Source organism: Pedobacter jeongneungensis, assembly GCF_039538295.1.
GTDB classification, from domain to species: domain Bacteria; phylum Bacteroidota; class Bacteroidia; order Sphingobacteriales; family Sphingobacteriaceae; genus Pedobacter; species Pedobacter jeongneungensis.
The window spans coordinates 1-667 of sequence record NZ_BAABBY010000043.1; the positions used below are offsets into that span (position 1 = coordinate 1).

1 protein-coding gene is annotated in these 667 nt (G+C 50.1%); it reads left to right on the top strand.

Going from position 1 to position 667, the window contains the following annotated elements:
- On the top strand, positions 1–667 hold a 667-nt coding region (locus tag ABD769_RS24960; protein WP_344854082.1), incomplete at both ends, for a condensation domain-containing protein.

Sequence of the window (667 nt, forward strand, 5' to 3'; positions counted from 1 at the left end):
CCGCTCGGGTTCCCCATCTTTCGATTCCTGTTGTTCAAGAGCGTCCTGCCAAGGTTCCCCTTTCCTTCAGCCAGGAGCGTTTGTGGTTTATAGACCGCCTCCAGGGTAGTACGAACTACCACATATCTGGGGTTCTGAGCTTACGGGGACCGCTTGATATTTCTTTTTTGGAACGTTCCCTTGGCAATATAGTTGACCGGCATGAGGTGCTCCGGACTGTTGTTTTTGAAGATGACGGCATTGGCTATCAGCAGGTGCTTCCCGGGGGCAAGTGGTCGCTTGGTTACTCCAGTTCTCCGGAGTTTTCGGGTAAAGCCTATCTGGAGGAACACATCGGTCTTTTGATCGGTCGTCCTTTTGACCTTAGCCGTGACAGCATGCTCCGTGTAGATCTTCTCGAGATTGGCCCTGAGGATTATGTTCTTGTATTTGTGATGCACCATATTGCCTCTGACGGCTGGTCAATGAACGTTTTGATTAGGGAATTTGTTTCACTTTACCAGGGTTACCTTTCAGGCAAGGAAACTGTCCTGCCCGTTCTTCCCATGCAGTATGCTGATTATTCGCTTTGGCAGCGTGGTCAGTTCTCAGGCCCTGAGATGGATATCCATCTGGATTACTGGAAGAACCATCTTAAGGGGGTTGTTCCCCTGGATCTTCCCACAGA